The 14,856-nt window shown below is 37.6% G+C and carries 13 protein-coding genes; 5 read left to right on the top strand and 8 right to left on the bottom strand.

Annotation, left to right across the window (positions count from 1 at the left end; translation table 11 throughout):
• The 5 genes from alr to RLO81_RS12345 all read right to left on the bottom strand — a co-directional run.
• A partial coding sequence (gene alr, locus RLO81_RS12325; protein WP_350111929.1) for an alanine racemase occupies positions 1–900 on the bottom strand: 900 nt, incomplete at its 3' end.
• Positions 897–2,027, bottom strand: coding sequence for an amidohydrolase (locus tag RLO81_RS12330; protein WP_350111931.1), 1,131 nt, complete (start codon positions 2,025–2,027; stop codon positions 897–899). The genes alr and RLO81_RS12330, both read right to left, overlap by 4 nt.
• 11 nt (positions 2,028–2,038) lie before the next feature.
• Positions 2,039–2,497 (bottom strand): GNAT family N-acetyltransferase, encoded by a 459-nt coding sequence (locus tag RLO81_RS12335; RefSeq protein WP_350111933.1) that lies wholly within the window; start codon positions 2,495–2,497, stop codon positions 2,039–2,041.
• Between the two features lies 1 nt (position 2,498).
• Positions 2,499–3,935 (bottom strand): sodium:solute symporter family protein, encoded by a 1,437-nt coding sequence (locus tag RLO81_RS12340; protein ID WP_350111935.1) that lies wholly within the window; start codon positions 3,933–3,935, stop codon positions 2,499–2,501.
• Positions 3,936–4,044: 109 nt separating this feature from the next.
• Positions 4,045–4,518, bottom strand: coding sequence for a MarR family winged helix-turn-helix transcriptional regulator (locus RLO81_RS12345; RefSeq protein ID WP_350111937.1), 474 nt, complete (start codon positions 4,516–4,518; stop codon positions 4,045–4,047).
• Positions 4,519–4,591: 73 nt separating this feature from the next.
• On the opposite strand from RLO81_RS12345, the gene RLO81_RS12350 reads away from it, so the two are divergent.
• The 3 genes from RLO81_RS12350 (at position 4,592) to RLO81_RS12360 (ending at position 6,991) form a co-directional block, all read left to right on the top strand.
• The gene (locus RLO81_RS12350; protein ID WP_350111939.1) at positions 4,592–5,251 is read left to right on the top strand and encodes a DUF4159 domain-containing protein; all 660 of its coding nucleotides are present in this window, start codon (positions 4,592–4,594) and stop codon (positions 5,249–5,251) included.
• A gap of 74 nt (positions 5,252–5,325) precedes the next feature.
• A complete protein-coding gene (locus tag RLO81_RS12355) occupies positions 5,326–5,703 on the top strand; it encodes a BlaI/MecI/CopY family transcriptional regulator (RefSeq protein ID WP_350111941.1) in 378 nt (125 codons plus the stop codon).
• On the top strand, positions 5,696–6,991 hold the full coding sequence (locus RLO81_RS12360) for a M56 family metallopeptidase (RefSeq protein ID WP_350111943.1): 1,296 nt from the start codon (positions 5,696–5,698) through the stop codon (positions 6,989–6,991). Before RLO81_RS12355 ends, RLO81_RS12360 begins: the two co-directional genes overlap by 8 nt.
• A gap of 76 nt (positions 6,992–7,067) precedes the next feature.
• Here RLO81_RS12360 and RLO81_RS12365 read toward each other — a convergent pair whose 3' ends face one another.
• The gene (locus RLO81_RS12365) at positions 7,068–9,203 is read right to left on the bottom strand and encodes a choice-of-anchor J domain-containing protein (RefSeq protein ID WP_350111944.1); all 2,136 of its coding nucleotides are present in this window, start codon (positions 9,201–9,203) and stop codon (positions 7,068–7,070) included.
• A 1-nt stretch (position 9,204) separates the two neighbouring features.
• A complete protein-coding gene (locus RLO81_RS12370; RefSeq protein WP_350111946.1) occupies positions 9,205–11,922 on the bottom strand; it encodes a TonB-dependent receptor in 2,718 nt (905 codons plus the stop codon).
• A 163-nt stretch (positions 11,923–12,085) separates the two neighbouring features.
• Here RLO81_RS12370 and RLO81_RS12375 point away from each other — a divergent pair, with 163 nt between their 5' ends.
• Both RLO81_RS12375 and RLO81_RS12380 read left to right on the top strand, forming a co-directional pair.
• The gene (locus tag RLO81_RS12375) at positions 12,086–13,090 is read left to right on the top strand and encodes an endonuclease/exonuclease/phosphatase family protein (RefSeq protein WP_350111948.1); all 1,005 of its coding nucleotides are present in this window, start codon (positions 12,086–12,088) and stop codon (positions 13,088–13,090) included.
• Positions 13,087–14,289, top strand: a complete 1,203-nt coding sequence (locus RLO81_RS12380) for an endonuclease/exonuclease/phosphatase family protein (RefSeq protein ID WP_350111950.1) — start codon at positions 13,087–13,089, stop codon at positions 14,287–14,289. Before RLO81_RS12375 ends, RLO81_RS12380 begins: the two co-directional genes overlap by 4 nt.
• Here the strand turns inward: RLO81_RS12380 and RLO81_RS12385 are convergent.
• Positions 14,286–14,846, bottom strand: coding sequence for a hypothetical protein (locus RLO81_RS12385; RefSeq protein ID WP_350111952.1), 561 nt, complete (start codon positions 14,844–14,846; stop codon positions 14,286–14,288). The genes RLO81_RS12380 and RLO81_RS12385 overlap by 4 nt on opposite strands.
• Positions 14,847–14,856 lie beyond the last annotated feature (10 nt).

Raw genomic sequence — 14,856 nt, forward strand, 5'->3', positions numbered from 1 at the left:
CCCATGTGAGTATCCCACGGGGACAGCAGCAATTTTCATGTCTTGTTGTGCTAAAAAACTGGTGCCATACCCTATGAATTCACCAGTTTTCACGTGCTTGACACTCATTATAGAGCTTTTCCAGGAAATAACTCGTTTTAAAGGATCGTGGCGGTCTGGGGTTTTAACCTTACTGATGTAATCAATAAAAGTCTCTTTACTGGGCCAAAACCCATACTGTAAAATACCTATCCTCACCATATCCATACAAGTTTTTGGATATGACATTGCAGCTGCTGAACAGGCAGTATGTCTTAGTTCAGGCTTGATACCCTTTGATAACAAGAATTTATAGTGTTTGTTGAATCTTTTAATCTGTTTTTGAACTCGAACATGGTTGGCCACACTTTCAGCCCCGGCAAAATGAGTGCAAATTCCTTTAATGGAAACATATTCTTCTTGTTTAGAAAGTATGTCAATCAAGCTCTTCAATTCAGACTCCTCAAAACCCGTTCTGTTTAGGCCTGTTTCCACTTCTATGTGAATTTGAGCTACAGACTTCAACTCTTTGGCAACTTCTATGGCTTCAATAATCCTGGAGTTTTCGAATACGAAAAATTCCACATTATTGGAAATTGCCCATTTTAATTGATCATGAGATATTTCTCCCATAATCATCACTTTTGCCTCACCGTTACAGGCTTCAACTACCTCATACGCTTCATCAGCGCTAAACACAGAAAAGTGATCAATCCCACTTTTTCTGGCTATTTGTACAAATTCTTGTATGCCGTGGCCATAAGCATTGCCTTTAACTACCGATGAAATTATTACATTTTCACCTACTCGAGCACGTACAAAATCAATATTGTTTTTGAGTGCAGAAGAGCTTAAATAAATAGATGATGGTCCTTCAATCATTTATTTAGTAACTGGTTAATTATTTGTTTATACATATTTAGTCCAATAGGAATTAATTCATCGGGAAAATCATAATCTGGATTATGCAAATCAGGGGTGTTCATTCCAGCGCCTAAACCAAACATGGCTCCTTTTATAGTTTGCGTAAACACACCAAAATCTTCACTCCACCGGAAAGGATTATCGGCCATCATGGTGTCGTAATTTAAGCTTTTCGATGCTTCCATGATCTGCTGGAAGCAATTCATATTATTAATAGTAGATTTAAACTCCTCTTTCTCTTCAAATGAAATTTTCAGCCCATGGGAGTCTGAAATCTCATTAGCCACAAGTTTAGCCTTATTCTCAATCAACTCTAAATGATCATCGTTATAAGCTCTTAACGTAGCCATAACAACTCCGTCACCAGGAGTAATGCCAAAAGATGGGCTACCTAACTTAGCATGAACAATTGTTGTTATGGCAAAAGAATTAAGTTCTAGTTTCTCGTAGTTCAACTCATTCCACGATTTGATGATTTCAGACATGGCAAGGGCCGGACTCTTTCCGTTTTCCGGCTCTGCAGCATGTGACGTTTTGCCCCTTAGTTTAGCAATTAGCCCTTTAGACGCTGATGCAAACACACCTTCTTTAGATACTATAGTGCCCAATGGAATGCCCGGAAGGTTGTGTAATGCAAAAATGTAGTCAATTTCTAAAGATTTAAATTTTGGGTCATTGAACATTAAATCAGCACCTTCTCCAGTCTCCTCAGCAGGTTGAAAAAGCAACACTACCTTACCTGTTTTTGGCCTATTATCTTTTAAGTAGCTCGCAAGACCTGCCACCATGGTCATGTGCCCATCATGCCCGCATTTATGACCTACTCCTCGGTTCACTGACTTATAACAGAAATCATTAATTTCCTGAATGGGTAGAGCATCCAGTTCTGCCCTAAATGCAACAGTAGGGCCTGGATTTTCGCCATTAAACACAAAAATAACGCCTGAACCTCCAACCTCATCAATAATCTGATCAGGATTGTAATTCTTAATAAATTCTCGAATAGTAAGAGCTGTATTCAACTCTTTATGAGATACTTCCGGGTACCGATGAAGCTCTTTTCGTAGAGCTATAAGTTCTTCCAAGATTAGTCAGATTATTTTTTTAATCTCATTTCCAGGTATTTGTTTGTAAACCCTAACTTTTCATATAGAAACTTAGCCGGGTTGTTTGGCTCAACATGTAAAGCGATATCCCCATCGGCATTTTTAATTGCTTTCTGCATAAGGTTTTTGCCAATTCCGTGCCCACGGTAATCCCGGTGCATAGCAATGTAAACCAATATGTATTCGGGAATATACCCTTTCATTCCAGTTTTGTTCATCACTACAGCACCAACAATTTTCCCATTGTCTTTGGCTGTAACAACAAATCCGCCTGGCGTTACACCTGCATTCAACGCGTAATCAATGGCCTTTGCTATATCTGCTTTATCATCACCAAATTCATCTAAATGCTCATGAAGAAATGAAGCCACTGCATCTCGTTCTATCATTCCTACAGTTTCAGCAGGTTGTAATATGTTATATTCTATTGAAATCTGAGTATCGTTCATTTTATGTTTTATTAAGTTTTACAATTTTATCTGTTATTATAAACGTAACCAGTGATGCCATAATTCCATAAATGTTGGCATCCAGGCCTAACGGAAGCTTAACTCCTACTAGAATTAACGTTAACGTTGTTGTGCCACCTATGAGCATAGATAGAAAAGCAGCTTGCGAACTACCTTTGGGGTAATAGAGTGCCGCAAGAATAGGCACAAATAATCCTGATACCATAAAGGCATAGGAATATAACATTAATTCCAATACATCTGTCATATACAACGCTAGCATCAGGGCTACTATTCCAATGGTTAGCGTTAACCACTGACCATACTTTAATATCACTTTCGTTTCTTTACCCGTGTACAGCCATCTGCCAAAAACATCGGTTAATAAATTCCCTGAGGCAGCCATTAAACAACTATCTGCTGTAGACATAATCGCTGAAAAATAAGCTGACATCATTAATCCGAGTAGTCCTACAGGTAGAATTCTACGAAGTAGCAATGGTAAACCTAGTTCAGCATCTAAATTACTCACATCGGCATAGCCTAATACTTCAAACATTCCCTGATCAGCGGCAACTCTACCAAAAAGCCCGAGCATAACGCCCATAAGAGCCATAATAGGCCACTCAAACAGTCCGGCTATAAACCATGCCTTCTTGGCCGTTTTTTCATCTTTACAAGAGTAAATGCGCTGATAGAGGGTCATTCCAACAAACCATATAGGAATGATTGTTATCGCCCAATTCACCAAGGTTTGCCATTTAACATTGTTAAACTGTAAAAATTCCGGTGCTACCGTAGCTTTTATTGCCTCATAACCTCCAATTTCTATGTAGCCAATGGGAATACCAATAAAGATTAATCCGCCCATAAGAATAATCCATTGGATGGTATCTGTGTAAATCACTGCTTTTATTCCTCCCATTACAGTATAAACAATGGCAATAACCCCCATAATAAGCAATGCAGTGTTTAAATCCAGATCTACAAATGAAGCTGATGCCAATTTAGCCCCAGCTAAAATTTGTGAGCTGGTAAAACCAATATACCCGATAGCCGAAATAATGCCGGCCAGCAGCGCCACTTTACCATTATAAAAGTGAGCAAAAATTTGAGGAAAAGTAAGTAATTGCACTTCACCTGAAAGTTTATGCACTTTAGGAATGAGAAAAACTGCAGCCAGCCATGCACCTATTAAACCAGTAAAAAGCATCCATGAACCCGATAAGCCCATGGCAAAACCCAGTCCACCAAGACCAATAGAAAAACCGCCACCAACATCTGTAGCTACAACTGAAAGACCTATGTGCCAGGCCCCCATATTTCTTCCTCCAACGTAATAATCATCCGTGCTTTTGTTCTTTCTGAGAAAGAAAAATCCCACCCCCAGCATTATAATCATGTAGACGATGAAGATCGTCAGGTCTATTATGTGCATAAATTAGTTTCTGTAGAAATTAATTTTGGCAAAACTAACCAAAGCAATACTAATAATCCATTTTAGATAGTTTTAATGGAGATTTATTAAATAGTTTGTACTGAACAAATTATGTATTAAACTCATCAACAGTAATTACCGGAGAGGCTTCCACATCTTTAATACCCATAAATTCAACGACTAACCCAAATGCTTTTTCAAGCTCCATCACTTTCTGCGGATCGGTAGTCTCTAACTTTTGAGCCAAACGTTCATGCATCAATTTGGGTGCAGATTTTAACAATTGTTGGCCCAATGCTGTAAGTGTGATAAAGCTAACCCTTCTGTCTTCAGGTTTTGTTACCCGCGCAATCACGCCTTTCTTTTCTAATCTTGACGTTATTCCAGTAATGGTAGAGGAATTTAAATTCAAATAGTTAGAAACATCTTTATGTGTGGCCTTGAAATCCTTTTGTTTGCTTAAAAATGTTAGTAATAGTAATTGAGGAATACTAATGCCATGTTCTTTTTGAATGCGTTTAGATTCCAGGTTAACAGATCGTAATATTTTCCGTATGCTAATGATAATACTGTCGGCATCCATAACTCAATTTTAATGAAAAATGTAGTTTAATCTAAAGTTTGTCGGTACGATTCCTATTTTTGAATACCACATTATGAAAAACATTTTTGCAATTCTATTGGTCATATTGGTTTGTAACTTGCAGGCTCAAGACAGATTAAAACTGGCTAAACTTAAATATGATGGTGGTGGTGATTGGTATGCAAACAAAACAGCACTTCCTAACCTGGCAGAGTTTTGTAACCAGCATTTAAACATGAATCTCGATGAAGATGACGAAAGTGTAGATGTGAGCAGTCCGGAATTATTTCTATATCCTTATATATATATGACTGGGCATGGTAATGTGGTATTCACAAACACAGATGCTGAGAATTTGCGTACTTATTTGGAAGCTGGGGGATTTCTCCATATTGATGATAATTATGGGTTAGACCAATTCATACGTCTGGAAATGAAAAAGGTATTTCCTGAACTGGAGTTTGTTGAATTACCTTTTGATCATCCAATCTATCACCAAAAATTTGATTTTAAGGATGGTTTACCAAAAATTCATGAACATGACGGTAAACCTGCACAGGGCCTGGCACTCATTTTTGAAGGCCGGGTAGTTTGTTTTTACAGTTATGAATCTGACCTAGGCAATGGTTGGGAAGATCAATCCATACATAACGATCCGGAAGAAAAAAGACAGCAAGCACTGAAGATAGGTGCCAACCTTATCTCCTACGCATTTACACAATACAATAATTAGTAATGCCAGCCACGTAATTTTGTAAAAGAAAAATCTTTTAACTAATATTATAGTTGATAAACTATTTTGTTAGTATGAGAGAACTTACAAGAGCAGAAGATCAAATAATGCAAGTACTTTGGCAATTGAAAAAAGCCTTTGTAAAGGATATTATTGAAAAGCTTCCAGAACCAAAACCAGCTTATAATACAGTTTCAACCATCGTTAGAATATTAGAGCAAAAAGGGTTTGTGGGACACCAGGCCTATGGAAAAACACATGAATACTATCCTCTAATTCAAAAAGATAAATACAGCAAATTCTATCTTAACAACTTCCTTGGCGGCTATTTTGGGGGTTCTTTTCAAAACCTGGTTTCATTCTTTGCTAAGGAGAATGATATGGATATTAATGAAGTTGAGTCACTTCTAAAAGAAGTTAAGTCTAAGATAGACACCAAGGACAATGAATAATCTGTTTACATACTTCGTGGAGGCCAACATCTGCCTTGCCGTATTTGGGTTACTCTATATCGTCCTTTTAAAGAATGAAACTGATTTTAAGTTTAGACGGAACTTTATTCTTATAGCTAGTTTGATTGCCCTTATTATTCCGCTATTCAAATTAGGGTCTTTCAATAGCGACAATACCTTGGTGCAATCTATCCAAACTACAATACTTCCAGAGTTAACCATTGGCCAGTCAGTTGGAGTTGGTGAGACATCCGCCTCTATTAATTGGTGGTATTACACCAAACTGATATATATAACTGTGACCATCTTATTAAGTCAGTATTTCTTATTTCAGTTAATGCAGGTGGCTTGGTTTTACTTCTCAAATCGAACAGAAAAATTGAGAAACAAGCACTATACATTAGTTGAGACAAATGGAACCTTACCAACTTTTTCATTCTTCAACATTCTGTTTTATGATAATTCTATTGAGTTAAGTGATACAGATAAGAGCAAAATCATAAAGCACGAGTTAACTCATATTCGTCAAGGGCACTCATTGGATATTATTTTATTAGAGCTTACAAAAATTGTCTTTTGGTTTAACCCGATATGCTGGTTTTTAAGAAATGAAATACAGGATGTGCACGAATATCTTGCCGATGAAAGTGCCATTGAAAATTCAAATGCTGACGACTACGGTAGTCTGCTGGCGCAAATGGCCTTAAATAAGGTTCATTTATCAATAGGCCACCACTTTAGTAAATCAAAAACATTGAAAAGGCTTGACATGATTAAAAGAATGAAACGAGGTGTGAATAAATGGAAATCAGCAATGATAATACCTGTAGTATTACTAACGGTTGTAATCATTAGTTGTAATGATCATTCAGTTGATACACCTAAAACAATAGAAGAAAAGTTTACTGAAGGAAGTGTATTTTACAAAGTTGATGAGTCTGCAACTCCAGTAGGCGGTTTTGATAAATATTATGGGCAAATAGCAGCGAATTTAAAGTATCCAATTGAAGCAAGAAAAAAAGGTATCCAAGGAAAGGTTTATATACAATTTGTGGTTGATGAGAAAGGAAATGTTGGCGATGTAAAAGCAGTAAAAGGCATCGGGCATGGTTGTGACGATGCGGCAGTATTGGCAGTTCAAAATTCAGGTAAATGGTCTGCCCCTATATTAGACGGGAAAGCTGTTAAACAACGGATCATTCTTCCTATTACTTTTAAACTGGATGATGTTGATGAAACTAAATCCTCAGATAAAAAGGGTAAATTCTTAGAGATTGAAGAGGTGTGATACGTAGTAAAAATATTCAGTAATAACAAAAAAGCAGGCTAAAAGCCTGCTTTTTTGTTATTCATTTAATGAAGCATTAATTGCCTCTCACCTCTAAATTGTCAATAGACCAAGCTGCCGAAGCTGAACTCGTACCATTCACATATTGAAATGCCACATATACACTGCCACCTGACATATCACAAGGAGCAGTTGAAACAGTAGCAAACTCTCCAGCACCTTTTGTTGGTAATTGGCTTTCTACATTCGATAACTCAGTCCAAGTAGCAGCGTAAGGATCTCCACTTCCACTATAATCTGAGGAATAAAGAATCAATAAGTCTCCAGGGCCATCAAATGGAGACTGTACATCAACCGTTATACTTACTTCAGTAAATGCAGATACATCAATTGGATTCATAATCAACCAAGCATCATCAAATCCTTCTACACCTCCAAAAGCACTTGCTCTTACACCTCTAGATCCATCTGTTCCATCATTTCTACATCCCCAACCTCTATCAGTTTTTGAACCAGGCCCAAATACTTCTGTAAACCCGGAAGGGGTAGAAAAATCATCAGTACAACCCTCAAAATCGTGGGCAACAATTACAGTTCCTGCACCTGTTAAGTTACAATTTCCAGCATCAGTGGCATTATTACCACCTCCTCCGCCACCGCCACCGGTGCCAGAGGTTATAGCAATATTATCCAAATTAAAATCTACAGAACTAGCATTAGTAGCTCCTGTAAATTGAAAAGCAACATAGGCTATTTCTCCTACTGCATCTGCCAGATCAACAGTTAAAGTGCTAAAAGACACTGACTGTGCTGGTAAGGTAACTGCTTCTACTAGTGACCATGAAGCTAATGAAGGATCTCCATCACCTTCATAATCGGTAGACCATAGAATATTTAAATCACCATCGCCATCCGCATTAACTTTTACATCAAATGAAAGATTGGCTGATGACACCGTAGACAAATCAAAGGCTTTCGCAGATATAAGCCATGCATCAACCTCTCCGGCTGATCCACCATTAGCAAATGCCTTAAGCGCCTGAGAGCCACCATCACCATTTCCATCACAATACCAACCTCTATCTGTTTTAGAACCTGGGATTCTTTCTTGAATAAAATTGCCCGGAATGGCAAAATCGTTACAAGAATTTAGGTCATCTTCAAATGGTAAGTTGAAATTAGGCCCTAAAGTACCTGTTTGGCCATCATCTACCATAAACTTTAAATTGTCCACACTCCAAGAACTTGAACCGGAAGAAGATGCACCATAGAAATGAAAACCGAAATAAACCTCTTCGCCTTCGGTTATACAGGGCCCAGAAATAATTTGATTAAATCCCTGCGACCCAGCGGCAGGCAATTGATTTCTAACATCGCCCATTCTAAACCATGCCACACCCTCCTGATCTGGCTGACCTGTACCTGGATATGAGCTACTATATACAAGGTCAATAGTTCCAGGACCCGCAAAAAATGATTCTACTGAAAATTGAATAATTATATTGCCAAGCTCATCGATATTAAATGGCTCATTTAATATTAACCATGCATTGTCGTCTCCTGCACTGCCTCCAAAGGCACTCGCCTGGATTCCCGGTGTGCCAGCTTCACCAAACCTTCTGCACTGAAAACCTCTATCATCTTTAAAGCCTTCGATAAAATATTGGGTAAAGCCATCAGGGGAATCAAACTCAGGACAAGTGTCAAAATCATATTCCCTTATCGTTCTTCCAAACGTAAATTGATTGCACTCCCCTGGGTCAATGTCACTTATTTGTAAGGTATAAGTTCCTTGTCCGATTGACTGAATTCCTCCGCCTAAATCCGCAATCCTAAATTCAATTTCATCACTTGGGTTAATATCAGCATCGTTAGTGATGATTATATTGAATGATGCAACAGTTTCATTTTCTTGGAATTCAATTAAAACTTCGTTATCGACTGCAGCAGGTTCTGTTGTAAATCCATTACCATAAATAACATCGGAAGTTTCAATCTTAACCAACACACTAGATACATTACCCAAACGGGCACTCAGTTCTAAAGATACTGTAATAACTTCCTGTGACCCTTCAACGGGCTCATCAATTATGGTAGCTACTGAAGGATAATATGTAACTGTAGGCTGATCCAATACATCATCGTCATTGCTACAAGAAGCAATAATGAATGCTGCAAATAATATGTATATGTAATAAAGTTTATTCATCATCTTAAAAATCAAAGCTTAAACCAATTGTGTATGTAGTGGGGAATCCATAGGCATTCTGGTAATCACCAGCAAAAAAGCTAGACCACATCACAAATTCTTCATTAAATAAGTTTTGTACGCTTGCCGATAAACGTCCTCTCACCTTATCACTTACGTCAAAGTACCTTCCTGCATAAAGCTGAAAAGTATTGTAGCTAGGAAATGCTTCTTTTATATTCTGCGTTTCTATAAATTCATCAGCCACATCTTCTGGCGTATATCGCACAGAAATTCTGTCGAAATAATTCCAACGAGCACCGATATAAGTATCTCTAATTCCACTGTAGTGTACTCCGATGCCTGCCATTGTTTGTGCACTTGCACCTACCGGAAATCCCTTTAGATTCACATTTTGAGTAAATGAACCTTCTTCGCCATCTTCAGAAGTAAATTCAGTTGTTCTTGAAACATTGTTATCCCAGGCCCAATCACCGTAAGACATAAATCCGCTCAACTCAAGGCTTGGTGTTACATTGTATTTAAAATCTAGCTCAACTCCCTCATGTCTGGAAACTAACCCGCTTAGAATAATCGGAACAAAATCTCCCGGATCGAAATTACCTAACCCAAGGTCTCCACCAGTTACATTATAAACTGTGGTTCTATCCTCCCAAAAAGTGAGGTAATAGTTTATACTCGCTTTAATTTTACTAGTGTTGTAGGTGTATCCGCCTTCAACTGAATTCACTTTTTCAGTTGTTAAATTTGGTCTGAATTCATTACTACTTCGTGCGTCAACAAAAGCATCGGTAAAGAATGGGGGCCGGGTAAATCTGCCAGCATTGGCAAATAGCAAATGTCTGTTGGTAGGCCTGTAACTGGCACCAATCTTGGCGGTGTATGTATTAAATGTTCTTGTCAATGATGCTCCTATTGAGTTATCATTAAAAGCAGGTCTTCCATTCCACATGTAACCATACCTTGTATAGCTAGTATTTGTGCCCGTTATGGTAGCAAAAATAGTAGTTTTATCAAGTGTATACTCAGCTTGCCCGAACAATGCCCCCCAGGTTACAAGACCATCATAATCATATCTGTATTTATCCCCCTGGCGAACTACCTGATTAGGAACTAGTTTGTTAAAATCATCTCCAAAACGCTCACTTCTATTTAGGATGAAATCCCCACCAAACAAGTTGTTTGCTAAGGCATAGTGCTCACCTCTATAGTATCTTAGGTCTATACCCCCTAATAAACTTAGGTTGCCCATCGTTTTCTTAAAATTGGAAATTAAGCCAAACCACTTGTGATTATTATGCCTAGACTCTAAAAAGTAACGCGACTCATATCCCTCTAAAACAGGTGCATTTGGATCCCCATTAGAGAATTCAACTTGTCTGAATCTGTCATCCTGCCTGTTTTGTTCAGCTAAATAATCCCAGTTAATTAGATTAACACCAGTAAGTTCAGGCATACCAGGAGTTCTGGTATTTAAGAACAGGCCTGAAAGACCATCTACAGGTTGTGTTGAATACACATTAGCAAATGAAGCATAGAATGAAGTCGTTAATGAAGTATTTCTATCGATATCCCAGAAATGTGTTAGTGCCATTACTGGTTTGTGGATTTTATTTTGTCTGTGGTTGAATAATTCTCCCTGATAGATACCAATTGAATTACTCTCATTTGGATCATCTAAGTTGAAGGCAGCCCTTGTATTTTCCGGAACTACCCATGCAGTACCTCTATTTACAGGAGCTCCAAAACCCCAAAACATTAATGAGTGCTGATCATTGATTTTTTTCGAAACTGATAAGTAGTAAGACCATGCATCTACAAACGTACCTGGGATAATTCCACCTTGTTCAGATGCTGGCAGACCAGATAAAGGACTGTTTGTAGTAGTTCTTGAACCCTGGAAACTTATTGCCCAACCACCGTCAAGCAAACCTGTATTATAAGAAAAACGTAAACGCTGGTTCCACGTTCCTGTGCCTGTCTGATATTCAATTCTACCTCCTTCACTTCTTTCTGCAGGCTTAGTAATCATATTCACCGTACCACCAATTGAGCTGATAGCCAATTTAGATGCTCCTAATCCTCGTTGAACTTGCAACTGTCGAGTAACTTCACTCAGGCCTGCAAAATTTGACCAAAACATACGGCCATTTTCCATGTCGTTAACAGGTACACCATTCACTAGAAATGCCACGTTTGATTGATCAAAACCCCTGATATAGACTTCCTGATCGCCAAACCCGCCTGCACCTTGTATGGTATAAACACCGGGAGTGCTTTGAACAATATCAGCCACATCTGTACCAATAAACCGTTCATCAATCTCTAAGGCATTGATCGCTGAAACTGCAACGGGGGTTTTTCTATCCTCTACAACAGATGCAAAGATTTCAACTTCTTTTAATCCAACAACGGTGGATGTCATAGCTATTTCTGGTACTTCAACTGTTTGGTCAGCTTGAACTTCCACCTCTTGTTCTATTTTTTCATATCCGATATAGGTGATCAAAACAGTTTGTTTGCCCACAGGAACAGATTTAATTAAATATTGACCATTTAAATCTGAGATGCTTCCTTTATTGGTGCCTTTTATAAGTATGGTCGCACCAATAAGTGGCTCATTGGTATCAGTGTCTATGACACTACCTGAAACACTCCCTGTTTGTGCAAGGGATATTCCACTAAAGCCTATAAATAATAAAAAGAGTAATTGTTTTAACATTTAAAGTGGTTTAGGTAAAAATTTTCGACCGGCAAAAGTACCCTTTCTTCAAACTCTTTCAAAACTTACTTATTACCAAATCGTTAACTTAGTGGTGTTATTTTAATCGGTAGCTTTTTTGTCTTAGAATTGCAGTTCTTAAATTATTAATTCGTCATTTATAATGAGATTTTTAGTTGCTTCTTTATTCATCGTCCTGCTATGTACTAACCTTCTTGCACAAGACACTCCAATAGGTACAATAGGTTTTTACAATCTCGAAAACTTGTTTGATACAGAGGATGATCCTGAAATTAATGATGAAGAATATCTTCCGACTGGGGAAAGGGAATGGACCGAAGAAAGATATCAGTCCAAATTAGAAAACATGTCTCGGGTTATAGCCGATATGGCCTTTGGACCCGACATTGTTGGGTTATGTGAAGTAGAAAATAGGAAAGTAATAGAAGATCTTATTCAAACGGATCATTTAAAACTGAAAAGATATCAAATAGTACATTTTAATTCTCCCGATGCACGAGGTATTGATGTAGCTCTTATATACAAACAAGGCAGGTTTACACCTTTCGATGTGAGAAGTATTCGTTTCAAGGATCCTGCTGATAAAGATTTTAGAACAAGGGATATATTATGGGTAAAAGGACTATTCAATGGAGACACATTACATGTGGCGGTGAATCATTGGCCATCAAGAAGAGGTGGTAAGGAAGATAAAAGGCTAATAGCTGCAGAAATCTTAAGAAAGGCTGTAGACTCTGTTCAAAACATCAATCCGGAAGCTAAAATTGTTTTAATGGGTGACTTTAATGATGACCCATCCAATAAGAGTGTGAAGAAGGTGCTAATGGCCGACAACAAAGAAAAGAAACTAGAAAACGGAATGTTATATAATGCCTCCGGAGATACCTTTAAAGATGGTTTAGGCACTTTGTTTTATCGAGGTGCCTGGAATTTGTTTGATCAAATTATCATCTCTCAATCACTGTTAAAAGGTCAAGCCACCAACTACTATTATATTCCCAACTCTTTCAAAGTATTTGCAGGCGAATATATGAGAGAAACGAAAGGGCAAAATCAAGGTGCACCATTTAGAACTTTTTCATATGGTGTATATCAAAATGGATTTAGCGACCATTATCCATCCATTATTTTTATCGGTACAAAATGATCAGATTACTACTTATACCATTTCTATTAATTGGCATAGGATGTTCTTCAGAGGACTCAACCACCACAATAATTGTTGATAATGCCGTTTTTACGCCAAGGTTTCAACAATCGTTCATTACTATAAATGAAGATGAAGATTTGGAGGTGTTAATCAATTTTAATCAAAAAGTTGAAGAAAGCGGTTTCTTAGAAATTGAGATTTCGGGCAATGCCCTTCTAAGCGAAGATTTTACAATAGATGTAGCAGTAGATGAAAATAATACATTTTCATTACCAGTAGTTAGTGGTGATTCTGCGCTGAGTTTTTCAATTACAGCACTGATTGATGATGACACCGATACCGAACAAATTAAATTCAATTTTTCCAATGCTTCCGGTTTTATCAAATTAGATCGGAATAATGAGCTGCAAATCAATATTTCAGATCCTTCTTCTACACCTACCACTGAAGAAACATTTACCGCTGTTACATGGAATTTGGAACAGTTTCCGTTGGTTGGTTCAACAACTATTAACAGAGTTGTAGATTTAATAAATAGTATGGATGCAGATGTGATAGCATTCCAGGAGATTGACGACATTCCTTCCTTTGAGCAATTAGATAATTTACTATCAGAATGGGAAGGTGATTATTTTGATGTGCGCGGTGGTATTGAACTGGCATACTTATTCAAAACTTCTGAAATAACATCTTATAGTACATTATCAGTAATTTATGCCGATGACAGAGAGGCTTTTCCAAGGCAGCCTGTTTTAACAACAGTTACTCACGTTTCAGGTCTTGAAGTAACATTAATTAACATTCATCTTAAATGCTGCGATGATGATGATAGTCCGGCCAGAAGAGCAGATGCAAGCAATAAACTACAGACTTATATCGATTCAAATTTAAGTTCTGCTAATGTAATTGTATTAGGGGATTTTAACGATGAGCTTGGAAGCGGCTCTCCTTTTAGTAATTTCCTGAATGATGATGAGAATTACTATTTTGCTGACTTTCCTATAGCAGAAGGACCTAGTGCATTTTGGAGTTACCCTAGCTTTGGTCCGGAAGGAAGTCATATTGATCACATATTAATTACTAACGAATTGGTTGACAACTTGATTAGTTCAGAAACCTTGGTTTTTGAAGGAATTAACTATTCAACTACTGTTTCTGACCATAGGCCTGTTAGTGCCACTTTTAGTAATGATTAAGCAGATTTAGGTGGCAAATTAAGATTCATCCATTCACTTAATGAATCTGCTAACTGCTCTACTTCAATTGAGCTTTGTGCTTTTTCCTGTGCTCTGAGAATTGCACTATCAACCATGGAATGATTGATTTCTTCAAATTCATCCATACCTAATCTATCCATCAAAACAGGCAACCTGCCACCACCTAGTTGTTCGAAAAAAGGGTTATCTAAAGATGTGTAACATACAATTGATGGAGATTTTTCAAAAAAAGTGACTGCATCATAAAATCTGGATTTTAAAGGATGAAGTTCACCTAAAATTAATTCTTCAAAACTATTCTCCATTGATATGTACTTTTGTGTAGAGAAGTTAGTAAAACGAATAGTCACATTAGCCGCTTTTAACAACTTATGAAGTTCTTCTTCTGTATCCTTAAAAAAACAGCCCAGTAATACACCTTGATTACTCGATACCCTTAAATATTCAGCTAATGCTTTATATTTCGCCACTTCAGTTTTGTAAACCCTGAAAGTGACGTTTGGTAACTTAGGCTTGCCCTTAAATAATCCGAACATGTCTGTGAGA

The sequence above is a fragment of the Fulvivirga sp. genome, assembly GCF_040220315.1.
GTDB lineage: Bacteria > Bacteroidota > Bacteroidia > Cytophagales > Cyclobacteriaceae > Fulvivirga.